Here is a 22,379-nt window from a genome sequence, read left to right on the forward strand (position 1 = left end):
CGCTCATATATCCATTATTCTGGATATATGGATGAAAAGAGCACGATAACCGCCCTCGCGGCGCTGGCGCAGTCGACGCGGCTTCAGACCTTTCGGCTGCTGGTCTCGCATGAACCCGAAGGTGTGCCTGCCGGAGAGCTTGCGCGCCTTCTCGGTGTTCCGCAAAACACCATGTCGGCGCATCTGGCAACGCTTGTGCAAGCCGGACTGATCATGGGCGAACGCCACAGCCGTTCCATTATCTATCGTGCCGATCTCAATGCTTTCAGAGATTTGGCACTCTATCTGCTCAAGGATTGTTGCGGCGGAAATGCCGATCTTTGTGCGCCGCTTGTCGATCAACTTGCCCCCTGCTGCGTTCCCGCGCAGATCAAACCCGACGGAAAGGTGGCCTGAACATGGGCGTTACCATCTATCACAATCCAGCCTGCGGCACCTCCCGCAACACGCTCGAACTGATCCGCCTGAGCGGTGTCGAGCCGACCGTGATCGAGTACCTGAAGTCGCCCCCGGACCGGGATACGCTGGTGAACCTGATCGACGATGCCGGCCTGAGCGTGCGCGAAGCCATCCGGCAGAAGGGCACGCCTTACCAGGAACTCGGCCTCGACAACCCGTCCCTGTCGGACGATGCGCTTCTCGACGCCATGCTGGCTCATCCGATTCTGATCAACCGGCCCTTCGTCGTGACCCCCATGGGCACGCGACTCTCACGACCGTCCGAGATTGTTCTGGACATCCTGCCTGCCGATGCCTTCAAGGGACCCTTCGTGAAGGAGGATGGCGAGGCGGTACTGGATGCGGAGGGACGGCGCCTTGTCTGACTTTCCCGCCGCCGACCCGCGCTTCCTCGAGAACCCCGACCTTGCAGCTCTGCGCCCGACGTTTTCCGACCATCCGCCGCGGATTCTCATCCTCTACGGTTCGCTCCGGCAAGTCTCCTATAGCCGTCTGCTGGCCGAAGAGGCGGGACGATTGCTGACCCGCTTCGGCGCAGAGGTGCGTTTCTTCAATCCTGCCGGCCTGCCCCTGCCCGACGACGCTCCTGCAAGCCATCCAAAGGTGAAGGAGTTGCGCGAACTGTCGGAGTGGTCGGAAGGTCAGGTCTGGGTCAGCCCGGAGCGGCATGGCCAGATCACGGGGATCATGAAGGCGCAGATCGACTGGATTCCGTTGTCCATCGGCTCGATCCGACCGACACAGGGCAAGACGCTCGCGGTCATGCAGGTATCCGGCGGATCGCAGAGCTTCAACGCCGTCAACACGCTCCGTCTGCTCGGTCGCTGGATGCGGATGATCACCATCCCCAATCAGAGCAGCGTGGCGAAAGCCTTTCAGGAATTTGACGAGCACGGCCGGATGAAGCCGTCATCCTACTACGACCGCGTTGTCGATGTCTGCGAGGAGCTGATGAAATTCACGCTGCTGACGCGCGATTGCTCAGGCTATCTGACCGACAGGTACAGCGAGCGAAAGGAAGACGCCGCCAAGCTGGAAAAGCGGGTTAATCTGCAATCCATCTGAGGTATGCCTTCAAAGGTATGATCGACGCTCGCACGGGGACCTGACGCTCGAAGCAGGCTTGGGTACAACACCGAAGTCCAGCTTAAGCGCGGCCTGAGCGCTGCGTGAGCGTTAACGACCATGGCCGATCCGTAATCTGCCTTTCTAATCTTTAATTTGCCGGAACCATATCGGCTTCCTAAGTGTTCATCTGCGCGGGCATAACTTGAACAGAGGAAGACACCATGAAATCAGGAAAACTGGTTCTGGCGGGCATTGCTTCGGTGATGTTGGTCAGCGCAGCCGCGATACCGTCGCTGGCCCAGCAAGCGAGTGGCGAAAAGATGCCGGGGCCGCGCGGTCCTATGGCTTATGCCTTTATGATGCTGGACACGAACAAGGACGGCAAGATCACGCGGGACGAGTTCGAGGCCGACAAGGCGAAAATCTTCGCCGAGATCGACAAGAATGGCGACAAGAAGCTTTCCTATGACGAGGTGAAAGCCTGGTCGAAGGATGTCATGGCAAAGATGGCGGAAAACAATGCCGGTCCGGACGAAGGTCCCGATGCGCCACCGCCGCCGGCTGACGGCAAGGCCCCGCCTCCGCCACCACCGCCGGCTGATGGTAAGGCACCGCCGCCGCCCCCGCCGCCGGGTCCTGAAAAGGCAGATGCCGGCCCCGATGGCTGGGGTCCGGGACCGAGAGGTCCGCACGGCAAGCACCACCACGGTCCGCGCATGGACCCGCGTGAGCGGCTGGCCGAGATGTTCTTGCGCGCCGATGCCAATGACGATGGCTTCATCAGCCAGGAAGAGTTCAACGTCATGGCCGACCGCATGTTCACGCGGATGGACCGCAATGGCGATGGCGTGATCGACATGAAGGACATGCCGCGCATGATGCGCGACCGTGGCCCGGGCGCACCGCCGCCTCCGCCGAAGAAGGGTTGATCCCTTTTTAACTCCTAGTCGAATGACGATCCGCGGCGGGACACCCTGTCGCGGATCGTTTGCATGAGAAGGGTGAGCGACGGCGACGGCTCGGCGCTGGCCAGCCGCGTCAGCCCCACGGCGCCCCGCGTTTCCGCCATGTCAACATCAAGCGCCCGGAAGCGCCCCGCCGAAAGCTCCGAGGCCACCACGCCCCGCGAGATGATCCACACCGCGCTATGCTCCATCACGAAGGCGCGGCCGAAACTGTCCGACACCGTCTCGATCACAGTCGGAAAGTCGGCAATTCCGTTCGTCAGCAACAGCCGTTCGACATAGGGCCGGATGACCGAGCCGCGCGTTGGCATCAGCACCGGATAGTTGGCCAGTTCGCTCAGCGAAAAATTTCGCCCCGCCGCCAACGGATGGTCGGCCGCAACGACGAAAACCACCTCCTCGTTATAGAGCGGCTCGAAGGTCAGCCCCGTCATCATCTCGGGCGCGGCCATGCGGCCGACGACCAGATCGAGCCCGCCGACGCGCAGCTCTTCCAGCAACCAGCGATTTTCCCCCGTCACCACCGTCAGCCGGCTCCCGGTCTTCAGACCCAGGAAATCCGCCGCCACATCCGGCATGACGGTCGCGGAGACCGTCGGCAGCGCGCCGACCCGCACCGGCGGCCCCTCCTCCTTCAATGCCTGCGAAATCGAATCGAAACCGCGCCGCACCGATGCCACGCTCTCGCCCGCATGGCGCAGAAAAATTTCGCCCACATGCGAAAGCCGGATACCGCGCCCGTCCTTTTCCACAAGCGCCGTCTCCAGAATGTCTTCGAGCTCCCGCATCGTGCGGGTCACGGCGGGTTGCGTGACATGAAGCGCCTCGGCTGCCTTGCCCACGCTTTTATGACGTGCGACTTCTATCAGCACCTGCAAATGGCGGAACTTGATGCGGCTGTCCAATTCATAACCACCCCGTTATCAATTGAGCCAGAAATATCATTTTACCAAACAAAATACAGCATTTATCACACCCTTACGGAGGACATCATGGCTTTTGCTGAAATCGGCGGAACGGTACTGCATTACGAACTTCTGGGCGATCCGGAAGCCGACCGCACGATTGTCTTCGCCAACTCTCTCGGCACCGATTTCCGCATCTGGCTGCCGGTCTTCGACGAACTCGATGATGACATCGCCATCCTTCTCTACGACAAGCGCGGCCATGGCCTCTCGGGCCTCGGCAAGCAGCCGTCGTCGATCGAGGACCATGCGCAGGACGTCATCGATCTCTGCGCGATGCTCGGCATCGACAAGGCTGTCTTCTGCGGTCTCTCCGTCGGCGGACTCATCGCGCAGGGCATCTGGAAGCTCAAGCCTTCGCTGGTCGAAGCCATCATCCTCTGCGACACCGCCGCCAAGATTGGCACCGCCGACATGTGGAATGGCCGCATCGCCGCCATCGAGGCAAACGGCATCGCCTCGCTCTCGACGCCCGTTCTGGAGCGCTGGTTCACGCCGAAATTCTTCCAGGACCGCGCGACCGATCTGGAAGGCTATCGCCAGATGCTCGAGCGCCAGCCGGTTGCCGGCTATAATGGCGTATGCGCCGCCATCCGAGACGCGGATTTCACCGCCTCCACGGCAACCGTCACGGTTCCGACCCTTGTGGTCGTCGGCGATCAGGACGGCTCGACGCCGCCGGATCTCGTGCGCGCCACCGCCGATCTTATTTCGGGCGCCGCCTTCGAAATCATCAAGGGCTGCGGCCATATTCCTTGCGTGGAACAGCCCGAGGCGCTTGCCCGGCTGATCTCGCGCTTCCTGTCGAGACTGGGAGACTGACACTTGAGCGAACAGCGTTCGGAACGTTTTGAACAGGGCATGAAAACCCGCCGGTCGGTTCTGGGCGATGCCCATGTCGACCGCGCGGAGAAGATGAAGACCGCCTTCGACGAACCGTTCCAGACGCTGATCACGGAAGCCGCCTGGGGCCATGTCTGGTCCCGGCCGGGGCTCACGAAGCGCGAACGCTCGCTGATCACCATCGCGCTGCTCGCAGCGCTCGGCCATCACGACGAGGTCGCCATGCACACCCGCGCCACGGCCAATACGGGCGCGACGCCAGACGACCTCATGGAGGTCATGCTGCATGTGGCGATCTATGCCGGCGTGCCCGCCGCCAACCATAATATCAAGATCATAAAAGACGTGCTGGAGAAGATGCACCCCGAAGCATGATCCGACCGGAGCGAAGCGAGGATCGACAAGATTATGCTTGAACAAATCAACCCAACCGGAGGAAGGGAAATGACCAATTTTCAGCCCGAAACCGGCGGATTTTTTGCGCGCGACCGCGACATGCATCCGCCAGCCTATACGCCATGGTACAAGACTTCCGTTCTCCGCTCGCCGCAGCGCGCGCTGATCTCGCTGGAAGGCACCAAGAGCGAAATCACCGGCCCGGTCTTCGGCCACAACATGCTCAACGAACTCGATAACGACCTGATCCTGAACTATGCCAAGCCCGGCGAAATGCCGATCGGCCCACGCATTCTGGTTCATGGCCGCGTGCTCGACGAACGCGGCGTCGGCGTGCCCGGCGCGCTGGTGGAATTCTGGCAGGCGAATGCCGGAGGACGCTATCGCCATAAGAAGGAAACCTATCTGGCGGCGCTCGACCCGAATTTCGGGGGCGTCGGCCGCACCATTACCGACGAGAACGGCTATTACTGGTTCAAGACGATCAAGCCCGGCCCGTACCCGTGGCCGAACGGCGTCAACGACTGGCGCCCCGCCCATATCCACTTCTCGATCTTCGGCCACGGCTTCGCCCAGCGCCTGATCACGCAGATGTATTTCGAGGGCGATCCGCTGATCTGGCTCTGCCCCATCGTCAAGACGATCCCGGACGAAGAGGCGATCAAGCGCCTCGTCGCGCCGCTCGACATGAACAACACCATTCCGCACGACATGCGCGCCTACAAGTTCGACATCGTGCTGCGCGGCCGCCGCTCCACCCTGTTCGAAAACCGCAAGGAGGGCAACTGACATGGTCCAGCCGCTCGGTTACCTGAAAGAATCCGCCTCGCAGACGGCAGGTCCTTATGTTCACATCGGCTGCACGCCGAATTTCGTCGGCATCGAAGGCGTCTTCGAGACCGATCTGGGTTCCGGCCCGCTCTATAACGACAAGACCAAGGGCGAGCGCATCACCGTGCGCGGCTTCGTCTTCGACGGCTCCGGCACGCCACTGAAGGACGCGCTGATCGAAATCTGGCAGGCCGACGCGGACGGGCTCTACAACAGCCCGTCGGAAACGCGCGGTTCCGCCGACCCGAACTTCCTCGGATGGGGCCGTACGCCCGGCGACATGGCAACCGGCGAGTTCGTCTTCGAGACGATCAAACCCGGCAAGGTCCCCTTCAAGGGCGGCCGCTGGATGGCCCCACACATCACCTTCTGGGTTGTCGCGCGCGGCATCAATATCGGCCTGCAGACGCGCATGTACTTCCCCGAAGAGGAGGAAGCCAACGCCGCCGACCCGATCCTCGGTCGCATAGAACACCGCGTCCGCGTCCCCACGCTGATCGCGAAAAAGGACGGCAACACCTACACGTTCAACATCCATCTTCAGGGTGAGAACGAAACGGTGTTCTTCGACATCTGACGGGGTTTGCCGTCTCTCGAGACAGGGCCGCCGCTTCCGAAAAGGAGTGGCGGCTTTTGCGTTTTCAGAGCCTTACACCGACGACACGCACAAAATGAGCGGCAAGCGCATCCAGAAGCGCCTCGCGGGCAGAACTGTCCGTCTCCAGCGCCGACATGCCGATCGCGCCATGAAGCGCATTGAAGAGGAAAATCGCCGTCAGGGCCGCATCGTCCAGTTTCCAGCACCCGGCAGACTGCCCGGCAAAGAGCAGGTTCCGCAAATCGTCTATCAGGATATTGTTCGTCAGCCCGTCCTTGGGTGGCGGTGCAGCCGAGAAGGCCAGCATATGGGCGGCTGCGGCGACGAGATAACCGTGGGCGCAGGCTTTCGCCCAGGTTCGCAGCCTGGCGCCGTGATCCGTCACCGGTTCCTTTTCGACAGCCTGCCTGATCTCGAAGAGCAATCGCGCGATGAAACGATCACGCAGCGCTTCCGCTACCTCGATCTTGGTGGCGAAATGGAGATAGAAAGCACCCTTGGAGATACCCGCTCCCTTGGCGATCTCCTCGATCGACGCGCTCTCGAAACCCTTTGAAAGGAAAATGCCCTCTGCGGCATTCATAATGTCTTCGCGTCGTTCCGTCGCCGGCTTGGTGCGCGGTCTTCCGGACTGTTTCAAGACGCCACACTCCTTTCGCGGCGCACCGGCTCGGCGCGATGGAGATAGCCGGCGAAGACATCGCGCATCGACGCCGCCTCAACCTCCGGAACAAGGCTCCCCGCCTCGCCGCGGTGATAACCGGAATGGGTCGCCACATGCAGAAGCATTTCGGCCCGCGTCATTCGGCCCGCTTGCCCATCGGTAAAGGTGAAGGCGACGGCCTCTACCAGAGCCTCTTCATCGAGCGACGAAAGATAGGCCCGGTAGCGCCCGTCGATCTCCGCCGTCGACTGCGCAAGTTCGGCAAGTCCCGGCGCCTCGGTCTCCCAGCTTCCGGCATAGCCATGCGGCCTGCCTTCCAGATGCGCCAGGAAGATGCGGTCGACGATATGCGCGTGATTGAGGATGCGCAAAGCGCGGCGGAGATTGTCCGGCGGAATCGCAAGCTCGGCCTCTTGCAACGCCCCGAAGAGTTCACCGCCTGCCGCAGCCTTGTAGTCGAAGAGGGATAAGAGGATCGATTGCGTACTCATGGGTCTCTCCTTTTCTCCATAACTACATTATTGACTAACGGTCAGTCAATTATAACTGAGTTGTCCGTCATGATTTTATGTTTCCGGAGCGTCGATGTTGAAACCGAGCGAATGCACGTCCAGGCATTGCCATGAACTTGTCGTCGGGGGATGTAAAAAGTCAGAAGCGGAACCGTGCCAAGTTAGGCATGCTCAGCAAAATTGGAGCAAACCAAATGCCGCACGACGAACCCCGCCCTCGTTTCTGCGCCATCAGCGGCCGCTTCTACCGCGCCGTTCTCGTCGAGCGCATTGGCAACGTGCTGGACCCGCCCGCACCGCAAAGCGCCGGGCGCTATCATCGCCACGGCCAGCCCGCGCTTTACATGAGCCCTGAGCCGGAATGGGCAATGCGGGCGATTTCCGGTTACATGCGCGAAGATGGCAAGGCGCGGGTGCTGATTCCGGTCCGGGTGAGCGAGGCGTTTGTCCTCGATCAGCATGACGAGGCCCTGTGCGACCGGCTTGGCATCGACCGGATGCAATCGAATGTCTCATGGCGAACGGCTCTGGAGGCGGGCGGCGAACCGCCATCCTGGCGCACCGCAGACCTCGCCCGCGCGGCTGGGGCCGACGGCCTGATCGATCCGTCCCGCAACATTCCCGGCGGCTGGCATCTCGATCTGTTTCGCTGGAATGACCTCGGCGGTCCGAGGGTCGAGGTGGTGGGCGACCCGGTCGAAATCCGCCTGTCCGCCAACGGCGGCAAATGGGAGCTTTAGACACGCTCCGAAAAGTTTGACCGGCGCGCCGCGGAGAGAGGGGCGGGCGCGCCGGCCGTTCGGGTTTCCGCAGGGACGTAAACCCGAATGGTTGAGCTCAGAACTCGGTCCATTCCTGGGTGACGCGACCGCCATTGGCGGCAAGCTTCGGCCGCGCCGCTGGTGCAGCGGCCTTCGGCACCATGGCCCGCGCTGTCTGCCGCAGGGCTTCAGCCTGCATGCCGGCGGAATGATCCAGCCGGAAGCGAGCGATCAGCTCCTTCAGCGTGTGGGATTCATCCGCCAGCGCGCCGCTGGCGGCATTGGCCTCTTCCACCATGGCGGCGTTCTGCTGGGTCACCTGGTCCATCTGGTTGACGGCCGTGTTGACTTCCGACAGGCCGACCGCCTGCTCACGCGCCGAGGTGGCGATGGCGTCCATGTGATGGTTGATGTTGATGACATAGTCGGCAATCGTCTTCAGCGCCTCGCCGGTTTCGCTGACCAGCTTCACGCCATGACCGACCTCTTCCGCAGAGGACTGGATCAGCGCCTTGATTTCGCGCGCCGCCTGGGCCGAGCGCTGGGCGAGTCCACGAACTTCCTGTGCCACAACCGCGAAGCCCTTGCCTGCATCGCCGGCGCGTGCCGCCTCGACGCCGGCATTGAGCGCCAGAAGGTTCGTCTGGAAGGCAATCTCGTCGATTACGCCGATGATGTTCGCGATCTGCGACGACGACTGCTCGATCCGGTGGATGGCGTCAACTGCGCCGGCAACCACCCGGCCGGACTCCGTCGCACTGACATTGGCGCGAGCCGCGATCTTGCGGGCCTCGTCGGCGCGCTGCGAGGAATTGTTGACATTGGCCGTGATCTCGTCGAGCGCAGCTGCCGTCTCTTCCAGCGACGCGGCCTGCTGCTCGGTGCGCCGCGACAGATCGTCGGCGCTGCGGCTGATTTCGCGCGAACCGCTGTCGATGGATTCTGCCGAATTCGCCACCGCAGACATGGCCTGCGCGAGCTGCGAGAGCGAACGGTTGAAGTCCTGCCGCAGCTGTTCAAAGTCGGCTGCAAAAGGCTCGTTCAGGCGGAAACCAAGATCGCCATCGGAGAGATGCTGAAGGCCGAGCCCGATCTGCATGGTCGCATGCGTTGTCTCGGCCGCCTTGCGATGCTCGGCTTCGGCGACACGCTGGCGTTCGGCCTCCGACATCTGTCGCTGTGTGGTGGCGTCAGCCTCGAGTTGACGGTTCGCCATGGCGTTTTCACGGAAGACGACGACAGCGCCGGCCATCGCGCCGATTTCGTCCACACGGCCTTCGCCCGGCACGGCAATCTCAAGGTCACCGCCAGCCAGTCGACGCATGGCAGCTGTCATCGCGCCGATCGGACCGGCGATGCCGCTGGCAACCAGCCACATGGCCGCAATGCCCAGGCAACCCATGACCGCCGAAACAACAAGCTGAAGTGTGGTGTCGTGCTGGTTGCGGCTTGAGAGTGAATCGCGCAGACGGTCCGCCTTGGCGAGCGCAACGGCGCGCGGCACATCGACCACGACCGACCAGGTCGATTGGGTACGGCCGTTGACGATGGGAGCAAGCGCCGTAAATGCCTTGTCGTCGGCAACGACCGACTCGACGCCCTTCGAGATATCGGCCAGAACCTTGGATGCATCGCTGCGAACCGCCGAATAGCTGCCGCCGATCTTGTCAGGATGTTCGCTCGACGCCACCACGAGACCCGCCGAGGTCACGATATCGACAGAAGCCTTGCCATCATAGATTGAAGCCTTGACGGTCTCCGCCAGCTTTTGAACGAAAGCGAGATCGAAGTCGGCGCCAGCAACACCGGCAAACTTGCCATCGACCATGATCGGAACCGACATGGTGGCGAGATAGACATTTCTGCCCTGTACAATGTAGGGGAGCGGCGCAAGAAGGCTTTCCTTGCCCGTCGTCGCCGGACCGATATACCAGCCTCCCTTCACCAGCCCGTTTGCATGGGTGGCGCTGCTGTCATATTCGACGAGCGGCTGGATCGCGATTTTCCCGTCGGCAGAGCGTGTCCAGTAGGGCAGGAATCGCCCGGTCGAATCAGAGCCGGCACCGGCATTGTTCTTGTAGCCGGCGTCGTTGCCGTCGATCGCGTTCGGCTCCCAGGCGCTGTATGTGCCGTTGAAGCCCGGATTGCTTTCCAGCACATCGAGAAGGATCGCGTTGAATTGCGCGCGACGCATCTCCGCTGGCGTTCCGGTCTGCTTGGCAGCAGCAATCTCGAAGGCCTGCGCCATGTTGCGCGCGGCGGCGAAAGCCTCGTCAAGCGAAGCGCGGACAACCCCGGCCTGCGTCGATGCAAGCCGTTTGAGCCCGTCCTTGGTCAGGTCCTCCGTAAGCGAGGACACGTTTTCGGTGACGAATGCCTGCCGGCTTTGCGCCGAGAAGACGCCATAGCCCAGAACGCCGCCGACCGCCGTCAGGACGCAGAGCCCCGATAGAACCGCGATTTTCGATTTGATCGATTTGAACTGCATGAAGGACCCCCAAAGCCCGACGCGATCTCCCATGGATCGCATTCCGTTGAACCGGCGGCGGCCTCAGGCGGGAACGGCCGTAAACCCCACGATTCTGAGGGGAATGCTGTCAGGTCTCATTTTCACAATTCTTAACAGGAACCCTGAGATATGGTGATATATCCTGCCAAAATTTCAGTATAAAATTTTTGCAGACTGAATAAATTAGGAAATATTCCTCAAAATTGAAAATAATCAATTTATGGTATGTCGCATTGATGCGACATATGATCCGGATTTCTCGAAAATAAAATTCCGATTCTACCAAAATCTGCGAAAACTATAAATACAATCTGGTGAAATCGCGCTTAACAGCCAGAAGCGGAGGCAAGAGACGCGACGCAATTGTATTGGGCGACTCCCCACTAGCGGCCAGCCCTACGTTCAGAGCAGCCACTGTTGCGCCGCGGGCATTGACAAGCGGCACGGCGAGCGAACGAAGTCCGATCTCGACCTCCTGATCAATAAAGGCGAAACCCTGCGCCCGTGTTTCGCCAAGGATGTCCATCAGCGCATCAATATCGGTCACAGTCTTATCCGTGCGTGCCAGCCGGGGCTGGCTTGCAAGGATTCCGCGGGCTTCATCCGTCTCGAGAGACGCCAGCAATACGCGACCCATCGAGGTGCAATAGGCGGGTAGGCGCGAGCCCGGCATGAGCGCAATCGACATCACCCGACGCTGCGCGGCGCGGGCCACATAGACGATCTCCGCCCCATCGAGGATCGACACGGACGTACTCTCCCCGATCTCCTGTGACAGCGCGTCCAGCAGCGGCTGCACCACGCGCGGCAGCGGCATGGCAGCGAGACAGCCGACTCCGAGCCGCAGCACGCGCGGCGTCAGCGTGAAGAACTTGCCGTCATAATCCGCATATCCGCCCTCCGCCAGCGTCAGCAGGCAGCGCCGTGTCGTCGCGCGGTCAAGCCCGGCGATCTCCGAAGCCTCGGCGATCGACAGCCGCGTGCGCTCGGCGCTGAAGGCTTCGATCACCTTCAGACCTTTCATCAGCCCGCCCATCAGGTCGCGATCCTGAATTGCCATCGTCACCCCCTTTTTGTGCGATATTCGAACAAATATCGTATAACGCACAAATTGTTTGCCGTCGAGCCGGATTCGCCGTATCCATCTCACTATGACAGGTCGGGAGATACTGCCGGCCGCGACGGAGGATTTCATGAACAAGACGATTGGAAGTCTGGCGGAGGCGGTGGCCGGTATCGGCGACGGTGCAACCGTCATGATCGGCGGTTTCGGCGGCTCCGGCGCGCCGATCGAACTCATTCACGCCCTCATCGACAAGGGGCCGAAGAACCTCACGGTCATCAACAACAATGCCGGCAACGGCCGCATCGGCATCGCCGCGATGATCGATGCCGGCATGGTCAGGAAGATGATCTGCTCCTTCCCGCGCTCGTCCGATCCCCGTGCCTTCACCGACCGCTATCTCGCTGGCCAGATCGAGCTGGAACTGGTGCCGCAGGGCACTCTGGCTGAACGCATCCGCGCCGGCGGCGCCGGCATCCCCGCCTTCTACACGCCGACAAGCTTCGGCACCGAACTGGCTAACGGCAAGGTGATTGCCGAATTCGACGGCCGCAAATATGTGCAGGAGCGCTGGCTGAAGGCCGACTTCGCCATCGTCAAGGCGCATGTCGGCGACACGATGGGCAACCTCACCTACCGCATGGCCGGCCGCAACTTCAATCCGCTGATGTGCATGGCTGCCGCCAAGACGATCGCCCAGGTCTCGAAGATCGTGGCCCCCGGCGGCATCGATCCCGAACAGGTGATCACACCTGGCATTTTCGTCGATGGCGTCGTCGAAGTCGCCAATCCGCAACAGGAAGAAGAGCTCATCCGAGCCGGAGTGGCCTACGCATGACCGACGCCCCCACGATTAACACCCGCGAAGACATCAAGCTCTCCAACGCCCAGATCGCCTGGCGCGCCGCGCAGGACATTGCCGACGGCGCCTATGTGAACCTCGGCATCGGCTTTCCGGAAATGGTCGCCAAGTTCCAGCCGCCCGGCCGCGAAGCGATCTTCCACACCGAAAACGGCGTGCTGAACTTCGGTGAGGCCCCCGCCTCCGGCGAGGAAGACTGGGATCTCATCAATGCCGGCAAGAAGGCGATCACGCTGAAGCCGGGCGCCGCCTTCTTCCATCATGCCGACAGCTTCGCCATGGTGCGCGGCGGCCATCTCGATGTCGCGATCCTCGGCGCCTATCAGGTCGCCGAAAACGGCGACCTCGCCAACTGGCGCGTCGGCTCCAAGGGCGTTCCGGCCGTTGGCGGCGCGATGGATCTCGTCCACGGCGCCAAGCAGGTCGTCGTCATCACCGAGCACGTCACCAAGGACGGCAAGCCGAAACTGGTCGAGCGCTGCACCTTCCCGCTGACCGGCGTCGGCTGCATCACCCGCGTCTATACGAGCCATGCCGTGATCGACATCGTCGACGGCAAGTTCGTGGTGCGCGAGAAGCTCGCCGCGATGACGATGGACGAGCTGCAGGCCATGACTGGCGGCAAGCTCCACACCGACGGCCCGGTTGCCGATCTCGTCGTGCCTGCACTTTAAGGGAATAGCATCATGACCGAAGCATTCATCTGTGCCTATATCCGCACCCCCATCGGCCGTTTCGGCGGCTCGCTCTCATCCGTCCGAGCCGACGATCTGGGTGCCGTACCGCTGAAAGCCCTGATGGCGCAGTATCCGACCGTCGATTTCGAAGCGATCGATGATGTCATCTACGGCTGCGCCAACCAGGCGGGCGAGGACAATCGCAACGTCGCCCGCATGTCGCTGCTGCTCGCCGGCTTGCCCGTCTCGGTGACCGGCACGACGATCAACCGCCTCTGCGGCTCCGGCATGGATGCCGTCATCACGGCCGCCCGCGCCATCAAGGCCGGCGAAGCCGAGCTGATGATCGCCGGCGGCGTCGAATCGATGAGCCGCGCGCCCTTCGTCATGCCGAAGGCGGAAACCGCCTTCTCGCGCAACGCGGAGATCTACGACACGACCATCGGCTGGCGCTTCGTCAACCCGCTGATGAAGAAGCAATATGGCGTCGATTCCATGCCGGAAACCGGCGACAACGTCGCCATCGACTTCAAGATCTCCCGCGAGGACCAGGACGCTCTTGCCGTCCGCAGCCAGGCCCGCGCTGCTGAAGCGCAAGCCAATGGCCGCCTCGCCAAGGAAATCACGCCCGTCAGCGTCGCGCAGAAGAAGGGCGACCCGATCGTCGTCGACCGCGACGAGCACCCGCGCGCAACGTCGATGGAAGCGCTCGCCAAGCTCAAGCCGGTCAACAAGATCGAGGGCGGCACGGTGACGGCCGGCAACGCCTCGGGCGTCAATGATGGTGCGGCAGCCCTCATCATCGCTTCGGAAGCGGCCGCGAAGAAGCATGGTCTCACCCCCATCGCCCGCGTTCTAGGCGGCGCCACCGCCGGCGTTCCGCCGCGCATCATGGGCTTCGGCCCGGCCCCGGCTTCAAAGAAGCTGATGGCACGCCTCGGCATGAAACAGGAGCAGTTCGACGTCATCGAACTCAACGAAGCCTTTGCAAGCCAGGGTCTTGCTACGCTCCGCGACCTCGGCATTGCCGACGATGACCCGCGCGTCAACATCAATGGCGGCGCCATCGCGCTCGGCCACCCGCTCGGCATGTCCGGCGCACGCATCACCGGCACAGCGGCTTTGGAACTGGCGCTCAACGGCGGCCGCTACTCGCTCTCGACGATGTGCATCGGCGTCGGCCAGGGCATCGCGGTGGCGCTCGAGCGGGTGTGATGTCTCCTGCTGCCCTCCCCTTTTGTGGGCGGAGGGCGCACCCAACTCTCCGTCATACCGGCCTTGAGCCGGTATCCAGCGCGCGATGTCCATCGCGCAGAAGACTCTTCCCTTGGGAGTCCTTTCAGCCCGCAGACGCGGGCTGGCTGGATGCCGGATCCAGTCCGGCATGACGGAAGCATTGGTCCCTGCATTGCGACCCCACACGCTTCATGACATCCTCCCCCTAAGATGCATCGCCACGTCCCTTTCAGGACCCTCACATGACCGAATTCTTCCCCGCCTTCCTCAACGACCTGCTCTACGACCCAGAGGTGGCCGCACTCATTGGCACCGGGTCCGACCTGAAGGCGATGCTGGCTTTCGAACTAGCGCTGGGCGAGGCTGCGGCGAAGAACGGCTTCATCCCGCCGGAACACGCGAGCGAGCTGAGCGAAAAGGCTGGGACCTTCGCGCCTGATCTCCTGTCGCTGCAAACCGCCACCCTCAAGGACGGCGTCGTCATCCCCGACTATGTCCGGCAACTGCGCGCCCATGTCGGCGGTGAAGCGGCCAAATCCGTGCATTTCGGCGCGACCAGCCAGGATGTCATTGACACGGCTCTCGCACTGAAGCTGCGCGATGTCTTCGATCTCTTCGAGGCCCGCTTGACTGGCGTCGCCGCGCTGCTGCAAGGCCTGATCGAAAATTTCGGCACCGCCGAAATCCCCGGCCGCACCCGCATGCAATCGGCCATTCCGATCACGGCGGCCGATCGCCTCCGAGTTTGGCACGCCGGTGTCATACAGGCATTGGCGGCTCTTGAGGCCGTTCGCCGTGAAAACCTCATCCTCTCGCTCGCCGGTGCAGCCGGCACGGCCGAGAAATATGGCGACAGGATCGCCGCGGTCCGCGAGGACCTCGCCAGCGCCCTTCGCCTGAGCGTCCCCAATTACGTCCCCCACGCCGTCCGCGGCCGCATCGCCGATCTCGGAAACTGGCTCTCCCGTGTGACCGGCGCACTTGGCAAGATCGGCCAGGACGTGGCGCTGATGGCGCAGAACGAGTTGGGGGAGATTGCCCTGTCCGGCGGCGGCGCATCCTCCGCCATGCCGCACAAGCAGAACCCGGTGCGCGCCGAAGTGCTTGTCAGCCTCGCCCGCTTCAACGCAACGCAGGTTTCCGCGCTCCATCAGGCGCTTATCCACGAACAGGAACGCTCGGGTGCGGCCTGGACGCTCGAATGGATGGTCCTGCCGCAGATGCTGAATGCGACGGGTACGTCACTGAAACATGCGGCCAGCCTGCTTTCCGGCATCAAGCGCGTGGGCAAAGCCGGCTAAGCTTCGCGCCTCGGCGAGCTTTTCAGCCGCCCTCCCGCTTCTCGCCGGACATCAGCGCGTGCAGCACGCTCGCCGGAATGGCATCGTCCGCATAGTCGAACGTGCCCCGACTCAGCACCTCCTCCGCAGCGCGTTTGAGAGCGCCCAGCGCAGCCCGCGCAAATGAGCCTCCGACGCTGATGCGGCGAACGCCGGCCTCTGATAGCTGCTCAACCGTGTAGCGCGGCCCCCTCAGACCCATGACTACATTGACGGGCCTGTCGACCTCGCGACACACGGTCCGTATGGCATCAAGATCCGGTAGGCCGGGCGCATAGACCACATCGGCGCCCGCCGCGCAGAAGGCCCGCAGACGCCTGATCGTGTCGTTCAGATCGGGGCGGCCCCAGAGATAGTTCTCGGCGCGCGCGGTCAGTAGAAACGGCTTGCCCCTCGCGGCTTCGGCAGCAGCCTCGATTCGCGCCACCGCAGACGCAATGTCATGAATGGGATCGTCCGCATTGCCCGTTGCATCCTCAATCGACCCGCCGACAAGACCGATGGTAACGGCCATCTCGACCGTGCGTGCACAAGCCTCCGGCGATACGCCAAAACCATCTTCCAGGTCGGCGGAAACCGGGAGATCGGTCGCTGCGACAATCTGCGCCGCGTTTGCCAAAATCTCATCGCGGTTAAGGCCCGCAAAGGAATCCCGCTTGCCGACGGAAAAGGCATAGCCCGCGCTCGTCGTCGCCAGTGCCTCGAAACCAAGGCTTGCGAGTAGACGCGCCGATCCGGCATCCCAAGGATTGGGAATGACAAAAGCCCGATCTCGCGCATGTAGCGATTTGAAGAAATCGAACTTTGACTGCTGTTCCTGCATTTTCTCGCCCCGGATTGAACAAAAAGAGAACAAATATTCCCGCGAATGTCAACCGCCGAGGCGAGGACCTGTCATCAAATCGTTTGAGATCGCGCCGTATTTCCGGCATGTATCGCCGCAACAATGGTCTTGAAGGGAGAGAAATCATGTCCGCAAAACTCGGCAACGGCTGGCAGAAGAGGCAATTTCACCGCGACTGGCTGGCGGCCGAAGCCGTCAATCTGCTCGATTTCTTCAGCCTCAACGCCATCGATCCCGCCGGCGGCTTCTATGATCTCGACCGGGAAGGCGAGCCGATGGAAGGACCGAAAGCGCTGCATGCGACGACCCGCATGGTCCATTGCCACGTCGTCGGCCATCTGCTCGGCCGTCCCGGCTCCGCCGAAATGATCGACCACGGCATGAACTTCCTCAAGAAGGGCCATCGCGACGACAAGTTCGGCGGCTACATGTGGTCGCTGGAAGACGGCCAGCCGAAGGACGATACGAAGCAGGCCTATGGCCACGCCTTCGTGCTGCTCGCAGCCTCCAGCGCAAGCCTCATCGGCCATCCGCTGGCCAAGGAAATCCTGGCGGATGTGTCCGAGGTGCTCGACACGCGCTTCTGGGAAGAGGCGAACGGCGCGGTCTCGGAAGAATACCAGCGCGACTGGTCGCCGATTTCCGACTATCGCGGCCAGAACTCCAACATGCATCTGACCGAAGCGCTGATGGCGGCTTACGAGGCAACAGGCGAGCGGCTTTATCTGACCCGCGCCGAGCGCATCGCCTCGCTGATCATCGAAAAGCACGCGCGTTCGCTGGGTTACCGCGTCGCCGAACATTTCAAGTCTGACTGGAGCCTCGACAATGCCTATTCCGGCAACGAGATGTTCCGCCCCTCCGGCTCCACGCCGGGCCACTGGCTGGAATGGGCGCGTCTGTGCCTCCAGCTCTGGGTGCTGGGTGGCAAGAAGCTGGATTGGCTGAAGGATGCGGCGGTCGCGCTCTTCAAGACCTCCATCGATCTTGGCTGGGACAAGGCCTATGGCGGCTTTTTCTACACGCTCGACTGGGACAACAACCCGAAGCGCCGCGAAAAGCTCTGGTGGCCGATCTCCGAAGGCATTGGCGCCGCCGCATTCCTGAATGCGCACGCGCCGTCGGACTTCCACGAGGAATGGTATCGCAAGCTTTGGGACTTCGCCGCTTCCAACCTGATCGACCAGGATTTCGGCGGCTGGATGCCGGAGCTGTCGGAAGAGCTCCATCCGGAAGAAAACCTCTTCGTCGGCAAGCCCGATATCTACCATGCCTTCCAGGCCTGCCTGATCCCGCTTTTCCCGGCGGAAGGCAGCCTGACCGCGATGATCGTGGAAGAGAACAAGGCCTGACCCGTCTGGGGGCTGCAGAGCTTTAACGGCTTAGCAGCCCCCGACCGCGAAAACGCAAAGAGCGTTTCAGTAAAATCCTGAAACGCTCTTGCCAACAGATGATGGATTGTCATCTCCCGTCATGCAGGCTTACGCCGGCATGACGAAAAGAAGCCGCTGTTTCAGGCCTTGACGGGCTCCACCGGCATGGGCTTCACCATCGAGATGAATGCGCCATAGGGCAGCAGCAGAACGATGCCGCACAGAAGCTTCACCACGAAATCGCCGATCAGCCAGGAAATCCAGCGGGGAGCTTCCGTCGCAAAGACGCCGAGGATGGGGGACCAGCCGGTGGCGAAGTCGTCGTTCGCTCCGATAAAGGCGAAGATCGGGGCAAATGCCAGCGAGAAGAAGATGATCGTGTCGATGGCCGAGCCGAGCAGGCTGGCGATCAGCGGCGCCTTCCACCACGACAGACGACGCAGGCGGTTGAACACCGTGATGTCGAGCAGCTGGCCGACCAGATAGGCCGTGCCGGATGCAATCGCGATGCGATGCGTGGAGGCGAAGATGGAGAAGAGAACCGCGATGGCAAAGCCGACGGCAACCACCTTGCGCGCAGCCGAGGTGCCGAACTGACGGTTCGTCAGGTCAGTAACGAGGAAGGCGAAGGGATAGGTAAAGGCCCCATAGGTCAGCAGGTCGGCGAGATTGACGCCGAAGAGAGTCAGATTGAACGGGAACTGGACGAGATAGTTGGAAGCGACGACCACGAGGGTCATCAGGCCCACGAAGGGCAGAGTGCGCTTGTCGATCAGCATTTTTTTATCCTGGGTGATGCCACCAGTTGGAGGAACGAACATATGATGCGGGAGACCAGAAGATCTCATTCACGAGAAAAGGCCCGGATGCAGGGCATCCAAGCCTCTTATCAGAAGACTTGTCTCAGTCGATCAAGCAGCTTCAGCGAGCTTCTTGGCGATCTGACGCTTCAGCAGGCGAGCGCGCATGCTGAGCTCGTTCTCGTTTGCCTTGGCGAGGAAGGCATCGAGGCCGCCGCGATGCTCGACAGAGCGGAGCGCTGCAGCGGAAACGCGCAGGCGGAAGCTCTGGCCGAGCGCGTCCGAAATCAGCGTCACGTTGACGAGGTTCGGCAGGAAGCGGCGCTTCGTCTTGTTGTTGGCATGGCTGACGTTGTTGCCAACCTGAACGCCCTTGGCGGTCAATTCGCAGCTGCGCGACATGGTTACACCTATATTTTCTTCGGGCCGGGCAAAAGGTTTCCGTTGCCGGAACGGCCTTTTCCATCTGGCCATGATTGGAAAGTTGCGGTTCTATAGTCACACGACGGACATACGTCAAGCCAAACCTCATGAAAACGCCGAAATTCCGGGCTGCACTCTGCTGAACGTGGCGTTCAGCAGGCATTCAGCGGGGCAGTGGCAGGATTGCTTCCAGATCGTCTCCCTCCTTTTCGGTTTGAACAGATGGACCAGAATCGCGTGACAACCTCTTTCCGGACGGCCAGAATGGCTTTTCTTGCTGCCACCGCAATCGGCGTTGCCGCGCCGCTCAATTCAGCCCTGCCCGCAGCCACCATCAGTCACATCACTGACTATTCGATCACCTTGTCCGGCCTCAGCCTCGCCAAGGCGTCTTTCCGCACCGAGATCGCCGGCAAGGATTTCCAGATACAGGGACAGTTCAGGACGACCGGTCTGGCCCGCCTGTTCAGGAAGGTGGAAGGCACCGCCAATGTCTCGGGCAAATTGAAGGGCGACAATTTTATCCCCGAGAATTACCGGTCCGACTATGTCGCCGGCACCGCACACAAGGTCTATCAGGTGTCCTTCGCCGGTGGCGGCGTAAAGTCGTTTCAGGCCGAGCCGCCGCTGAACCCGCCGCAAAACTGGGTGCCGATCACGCCCGCCGATATCGCCCGCGCCGTTGATCCGCTGTCGGGCCTGATCCTGCCGGCGGATGCCAATCCGTGTGCCGGAACGATTCCCGTCTTCGACGGCGAGGCGCGGACGGATTTCCAGCTGACAGACAAGGGCGTGAAGACCTATCGCAACGACCGCGAAAAGCTCGAAGCGCATGTCTGCGGCCTGAAAATCGGGTTGAAGGCCGGCTATCGCAAGGGGAAGAGCGACATGGAATATGTCGCCAAGCTCAAGGATATGGAGATCTGGTTTGCCAAATCGCCGGTTGCGGATGTATATGCTCCGGTCAGGATCCTCGTGCCGACCGGGTTTGGATCCGTGGAGATCGCAGCAACCCGATTTGGTGCCTGAGGCCCGATTGTCCCGGCCGTGGCCGGAGACGTATCCATGAAATCCCGCGCCACGCTTATCGGGTTCACCGCCATTCTCATGTGGTCCCTGCTGGCGCTGATGACGGCGGCGTCAGGCAAGATGCCGCCTTTCCAGCTTGCGGCCGTGACCTTTCTGATCGGTAGCCTGCCGGGTCTGGTCATGCTCGCCGCAAAGCCGTCGCGCATCGCAGCCTTCCGCCAGCCCTGGCCTGTCTGGCTCACCGGCATCGCCGGGTTGTTCGGCTATCATTTTCTGTATTTCACCGCGCTGCGCAACGCGCCGCCGGCGGAAGCCGGGCTTATTGCCTATCTCTGGCCGCTGTTCATCGTGCTGGGCTCCGCGCTGCTGCCGGGCGAAAGGCTGAGGCTGCATCATGTCATCGGCGCGGTGCTCGGTCTGTCGGGCTCTTTCCTGATCGTCTCGCGCAACGGGCTCTCCTTTGATGGCGCCTATACGCTCGGCTATGTCATGGCCTTTCTCTGCGCCTTTACCTGGGCCGGCTACTCGCTCATGTCGCGGAAATTCGGCTCGGTGCCGACGGATGCCGTCACGGCCTTTTGCCTGGCAACCTCTTTCCTGTCGATGATCAGCCATCTGGCGCTGGAGCAGACCGTCTGGCCGGAAACGACGAGCCAGTGGATGGCCGTTGTCGGCCTCGGGCTCTTCCCGGTCGGACTTGCCTTCTACACCTGGGACTACGGGGTAAAGAAGGGCGATATCCAGCTTCTGGGGGCGGCAAGCTATGCCGCGCCGCTGCTGTCGACCGGCGCGCTGATCCTCGGCGGCTTTGCCGAACCGTCATGGCGGATCGCAGGCGCCGGCCTGCTGATCACAGCCGGCGCCGTGATTGCAGCACGCGACATGATCTTCAGACGCCGCACCACCGCATGAAACTTATCGGCCCGGCTGCCAGTCTGGCGGAGCCATTTCAAAGCTCTCGAATGTGAAGCCCGGTGCGACCGTGCAGCTGACCAGCGTGAAATCGCCCGACGACTCCGCAGACTGCCACCAGCCGGCCGGCACGACGACCTGCGGCCGCTCGCCGGAAACGACGTCAGGGCCAAGCCTGTACGTCACGGCCACCTTGCCGTCCTCCGAGAGCGAAAGCGTCAGCGGCGCACCCGCGTGATAGAGCCAGACTTCGCTGGCATCCGTCACCTTGTGCCAATGCGAGCGCTCGCCCTTTTCCAGGAGATAGTAGATCGCCGTCGAATGCCCACGCGGTCCGCCCGCCGAGTCGCGAAAGGTTTCGGCATACCAGCCGCCTTCCGGGTGTCGCTGCATGTTCAAGGCCGCGACGATATCGGCAGGCTTCATATTCGCCGCACTCACTTGAAATTGTCCTTCCCCTTGCGGATTTCGGCAAATTCTTCTGCCGATTTCGCGCGCAGGAAGGGGTTTGTCAGCTTTTCCAGCGCGATCGTGGTCGGCGCAGTGAACCGGCTCTTCTCGCGCAGTTCCGCAATTTCCTCTGCACGGGCGACAAGCGCGGGATTTTCCGGCTCCACCGTCAATGCATAGCGTGCATTGGATTGCGTATATTCATGCCCGAAATAGACCGTCGTATCGTCTGGAAGCGCCCCCAGCCGCTGAAGCGATTGGTGCATCTGCTCCATCGTGCCCTCAAAGACGCGGCCGCAACCGAGTGCGAAGAGCGTGTCGGCGGAAAACAGCAGCTTGTCCTCCGGCAGGTGATAGCAGATATGGCCGAGCGTATGACCCGGCGTCAGAATGACCTCGACGGGCCGGCCGGCGAATTCGAAGCGTTCTGCGTCCGCGACCGTGCGCGTGAGGCCGGCAATCTTGTCCTTCTCGCCCTCCGGGCCGATCACCTCGAGCTTGAAACGCGCCGCAAGCGGCGCGATGGCACCGACATGGTCGGGATGGTGATGGGTGATAAAGATATGGCTCAACGTCCAGCCGCGCCGCTCCAGCGCTTCCAGAATCGGGCCTTCTTCCGGTGCATCTATTGCCGCCGTGAGCCCGGTTTCCGGATCGTGGATGAGGACGCCGAAATTGTCCGAGAGGCAGGCAAAGAGATCGATATCCAGCACAGTCATTTGGTTTTCCCGGTTGTTGACCTTATCTGAAATCTAGTCACTCGACGCTTGATGTCCACCCGTCAGCTGGTAACAATCAT

General features: G+C 61.8%; 26 protein-coding genes. 16 read left to right on the plus strand and 10 right to left on the minus strand.

Going from position 1 to position 22,379, the window contains the following annotated elements:
• The first annotated feature begins 27 nt into the window (after nt 1-27).
• The 4 genes from LQK83_RS10940 (at nt 28) to LQK83_RS10955 (ending at nt 2,456) form a co-directional block, all read left to right on the plus strand.
• Nucleotides 28-396, plus strand: coding sequence for an ArsR/SmtB family transcription factor (locus LQK83_RS10940; protein WP_230837445.1), 369 nt, complete (start codon nt 28-30; stop codon nt 394-396).
• Nucleotides 397-398: 2 nt separating this feature from the next.
• Nucleotides 399-824, plus strand: a complete 426-nt coding sequence (gene arsC, locus LQK83_RS10945) for an arsenate reductase (glutaredoxin) (RefSeq protein WP_230837446.1) — start codon at nt 399-401, stop codon at nt 822-824.
• On the plus strand, nt 799-1,524 hold the full coding sequence (gene arsH, locus LQK83_RS10950; protein WP_230837447.1) for an arsenical resistance protein ArsH: 726 nt from the start codon (nt 799-801) through the stop codon (nt 1,522-1,524). The genes arsC and arsH overlap by 26 nt, the downstream gene beginning before the upstream one ends.
• Before the next feature lie 224 nt (nt 1,525-1,748).
• Entirely contained in the window at nt 1,749-2,456 is a 708-nt protein-coding gene (locus LQK83_RS10955; protein ID WP_230837448.1) for an EF-hand domain-containing protein, read from the plus strand.
• Between the two features lie 14 nt (nt 2,457-2,470).
• On the opposite strand, the gene pcaQ is transcribed toward LQK83_RS10955, so the two are convergent.
• Nucleotides 2,471-3,397: a pca operon transcription factor PcaQ gene (gene pcaQ / locus LQK83_RS10960; RefSeq protein WP_230837449.1), complete on the minus strand. Its 927-nt coding sequence runs from the start codon at nt 3,395-3,397 to the stop codon at nt 2,471-2,473.
• Between the two features lie 87 nt (nt 3,398-3,484).
• Between pcaQ and pcaD the strand changes: the two genes are divergently transcribed.
• From pcaD to pcaG, 4 genes are all read left to right on the plus strand, one after another.
• Nucleotides 3,485-4,279: a 3-oxoadipate enol-lactonase gene (pcaD, locus tag LQK83_RS10965; protein WP_230837450.1), complete on the plus strand. Its 795-nt coding sequence runs from the start codon at nt 3,485-3,487 to the stop codon at nt 4,277-4,279.
• Between the two features lie 39 nt (nt 4,280-4,318).
• Nucleotides 4,319-4,675, plus strand: coding sequence for a 4-carboxymuconolactone decarboxylase (gene pcaC, locus LQK83_RS10970; protein ID WP_442966744.1), 357 nt, complete (start codon nt 4,319-4,321; stop codon nt 4,673-4,675).
• Nucleotides 4,676-4,744: 69 nt separating this feature from the next.
• Complete coding sequence (gene pcaH / locus LQK83_RS10975) at nt 4,745-5,485, plus strand: protocatechuate 3,4-dioxygenase subunit beta (protein ID WP_230837452.1); 741 nt, start codon at nt 4,745-4,747, stop codon at nt 5,483-5,485.
• 1 nt (nt 5,486) lies between these two features.
• Nucleotides 5,487-6,104 (plus strand): protocatechuate 3,4-dioxygenase subunit alpha, encoded by a 618-nt coding sequence (gene pcaG / locus LQK83_RS10980; protein WP_230837453.1) that lies wholly within the window; start codon nt 5,487-5,489, stop codon nt 6,102-6,104.
• Nucleotides 6,105-6,168: 64 nt separating this feature from the next.
• Here pcaG and LQK83_RS10985 read toward each other — a convergent pair whose 3' ends face one another.
• Nucleotides 6,169-6,765 (minus strand): TetR/AcrR family transcriptional regulator, encoded by a 597-nt coding sequence (locus tag LQK83_RS10985; protein WP_230837454.1) that lies wholly within the window; start codon nt 6,763-6,765, stop codon nt 6,169-6,171.
• Nucleotides 6,762-7,280: a DinB family protein gene (locus tag LQK83_RS10990; protein ID WP_230837455.1), complete on the minus strand. Its 519-nt coding sequence runs from the start codon at nt 7,278-7,280 to the stop codon at nt 6,762-6,764. The genes LQK83_RS10985 and LQK83_RS10990 overlap by 4 nt, the downstream gene beginning before the upstream one ends.
• 215 nt (nt 7,281-7,495) lie before the next feature.
• Between LQK83_RS10990 and LQK83_RS10995 the strand changes: the two genes are divergently transcribed.
• Nucleotides 7,496-8,041 (plus strand): RES family NAD+ phosphorylase, encoded by a 546-nt coding sequence (locus tag LQK83_RS10995; RefSeq protein WP_230837456.1) that lies wholly within the window; start codon nt 7,496-7,498, stop codon nt 8,039-8,041.
• A gap of 97 nt (nt 8,042-8,138) precedes the next feature.
• Here LQK83_RS10995 and LQK83_RS11000 read toward each other — a convergent pair whose 3' ends face one another.
• Together LQK83_RS11000 and LQK83_RS11005 are read right to left on the minus strand one after the other, a co-directional pair.
• Nucleotides 8,139-10,583 carry a methyl-accepting chemotaxis protein gene (locus tag LQK83_RS11000; RefSeq protein WP_230837457.1) on the minus strand — a complete coding sequence of 815 codons (2,445 nt, stop codon included), beginning with the start codon at nt 10,581-10,583 and terminating at the stop codon, nt 8,139-8,141.
• Between the two features lie 286 nt (nt 10,584-10,869).
• The gene (locus LQK83_RS11005; protein WP_230837458.1) at nt 10,870-11,631 is read right to left on the minus strand and encodes an IclR family transcriptional regulator domain-containing protein; all 762 of its coding nucleotides are present in this window, start codon (nt 11,629-11,631) and stop codon (nt 10,870-10,872) included.
• A 133-nt stretch (nt 11,632-11,764) separates the two neighbouring features.
• Here LQK83_RS11005 and LQK83_RS11010 point away from each other — a divergent pair, with 133 nt between their 5' ends.
• The 4 genes from LQK83_RS11010 to LQK83_RS11025 all read left to right on the plus strand — a co-directional run bounded on the left by LQK83_RS11010 (nt 11,765) and on the right by LQK83_RS11025 (nt 15,710).
• Nucleotides 11,765-12,472: a 3-oxoacid CoA-transferase subunit A gene (locus tag LQK83_RS11010; protein ID WP_230837459.1), complete on the plus strand. Its 708-nt coding sequence runs from the start codon at nt 11,765-11,767 to the stop codon at nt 12,470-12,472.
• The gene (locus tag LQK83_RS11015; RefSeq protein WP_230837460.1) at nt 12,469-13,170 is read left to right on the plus strand and encodes a 3-oxoacid CoA-transferase subunit B; all 702 of its coding nucleotides are present in this window, start codon (nt 12,469-12,471) and stop codon (nt 13,168-13,170) included. Before LQK83_RS11010 ends, LQK83_RS11015 begins: the two co-directional genes overlap by 4 nt.
• A gap of 12 nt (nt 13,171-13,182) precedes the next feature.
• The gene (gene pcaF, locus LQK83_RS11020; RefSeq protein WP_230837461.1) at nt 13,183-14,388 is read left to right on the plus strand and encodes a 3-oxoadipyl-CoA thiolase; all 1,206 of its coding nucleotides are present in this window, start codon (nt 13,183-13,185) and stop codon (nt 14,386-14,388) included.
• Nucleotides 14,389-14,651: 263 nt separating this feature from the next.
• Nucleotides 14,652-15,710 (plus strand): 3-carboxy-cis,cis-muconate cycloisomerase, encoded by a 1,059-nt coding sequence (locus tag LQK83_RS11025; RefSeq protein ID WP_230837462.1) that lies wholly within the window; start codon nt 14,652-14,654, stop codon nt 15,708-15,710.
• Nucleotides 15,711-15,732: 22 nt separating this feature from the next.
• On the opposite strand, the gene LQK83_RS11030 is transcribed toward LQK83_RS11025, so the two are convergent.
• Nucleotides 15,733-16,572: an isocitrate lyase/PEP mutase family protein gene (locus LQK83_RS11030; protein ID WP_230837463.1), complete on the minus strand. Its 840-nt coding sequence runs from the start codon at nt 16,570-16,572 to the stop codon at nt 15,733-15,735.
• Nucleotides 16,573-16,718: 146 nt separating this feature from the next.
• On the opposite strand from LQK83_RS11030, the gene LQK83_RS11035 reads away from it, so the two are divergent.
• Nucleotides 16,719-17,945 (plus strand): AGE family epimerase/isomerase, encoded by a 1,227-nt coding sequence (locus LQK83_RS11035; RefSeq protein WP_230837464.1) that lies wholly within the window; start codon nt 16,719-16,721, stop codon nt 17,943-17,945.
• Between the two features lie 161 nt (nt 17,946-18,106).
• Here LQK83_RS11035 and LQK83_RS11040 read toward each other — a convergent pair whose 3' ends face one another.
• Together LQK83_RS11040 and rpmB are read right to left on the minus strand one after the other, a co-directional pair.
• Nucleotides 18,107-18,745 carry a queuosine precursor transporter gene (locus LQK83_RS11040; RefSeq protein WP_230837465.1) on the minus strand — a complete coding sequence of 213 codons (639 nt, stop codon included), beginning with the start codon at nt 18,743-18,745 and terminating at the stop codon, nt 18,107-18,109.
• Nucleotides 18,746-18,877: 132 nt separating this feature from the next.
• Entirely contained in the window at nt 18,878-19,168 is a 291-nt protein-coding gene (rpmB, locus tag LQK83_RS11045) for a 50S ribosomal protein L28 (protein ID WP_109856484.1), read from the minus strand.
• Between the two features lie 285 nt (nt 19,169-19,453).
• Between rpmB and LQK83_RS11050 the strand changes: the two genes are divergently transcribed.
• Together LQK83_RS11050 and yddG are read left to right on the plus strand one after the other, a co-directional pair.
• Nucleotides 19,454-20,218 (plus strand): DUF3108 domain-containing protein, encoded by a 765-nt coding sequence (locus LQK83_RS11050; RefSeq protein ID WP_230837466.1) that lies wholly within the window; start codon nt 19,454-19,456, stop codon nt 20,216-20,218.
• A 36-nt stretch (nt 20,219-20,254) separates the two neighbouring features.
• Nucleotides 20,255-21,130, plus strand: a complete 876-nt coding sequence (yddG, locus tag LQK83_RS11055) for an aromatic amino acid exporter YddG (RefSeq protein ID WP_230837467.1) — start codon at nt 20,255-20,257, stop codon at nt 21,128-21,130.
• 3 nt (nt 21,131-21,133) lie between these two features.
• Here yddG and LQK83_RS11060 read toward each other — a convergent pair whose 3' ends face one another.
• Both LQK83_RS11060 and gloB read right to left on the minus strand, forming a co-directional pair.
• A complete protein-coding gene (locus LQK83_RS11060) occupies nt 21,134-21,556 on the minus strand; it encodes a cupin domain-containing protein (RefSeq protein ID WP_230837641.1) in 423 nt (140 codons plus the stop codon).
• Nucleotides 21,557-21,567: 11 nt separating this feature from the next.
• Nucleotides 21,568-22,299, minus strand: a complete 732-nt coding sequence (gene gloB, locus LQK83_RS11065) for a hydroxyacylglutathione hydrolase (protein WP_230837468.1) — start codon at nt 22,297-22,299, stop codon at nt 21,568-21,570.
• Nucleotides 22,300-22,379 lie beyond the last annotated feature (80 nt).

It is taken from the genome of Rhizobium sp. C1 (assembly GCF_021026335.1).
GTDB lineage: Bacteria > Pseudomonadota > Alphaproteobacteria > Rhizobiales > Rhizobiaceae > Ensifer_A.